Annotated in this window: 1 rRNA gene; it reads right to left on the bottom strand. The window is 50.4% G+C overall.

From position 1 onward, the window contains the following. Positions 1-280: ribosomal RNA gene (locus tag DC53_RS22800) — 23S ribosomal RNA — on the bottom strand; the annotation flags it as partial.

Here is a 280-nt window from a genome sequence, read left to right as displayed (position 1 = left end):
CCCAGTCAAACTACCCACCAAGCAATGTCCCCCGCAAGGGGTTAGGCTTCAGATAAGCGAAGGGTGGTATTTCAACAATGACTAACCTACGCCTGGCGACGCAGGATCGAAGTCTCCCACCTATCCTACACATCACTTATCCAAAGTCAATACTAAGCTATAGTAAAGGTGCACGGGGTCTTTTCGTCCCACTGCGGGTAATCGGCATCTTCACCGATACTACAATTTCACCGAGCTCATGGCTGAGACAGTGTCCAGATCGTTACACCTTTCGTGCAGG

This window comes from Pseudoalteromonas fuliginea, assembly GCF_000690055.1.
Lineage (GTDB): Bacteria > Pseudomonadota > Gammaproteobacteria > Enterobacterales > Alteromonadaceae > Pseudoalteromonas > Pseudoalteromonas fuliginea.
Note: the sequence above shows the minus strand (reverse complement) of the source record. Positions and strands in the feature narration are given on the sequence as shown.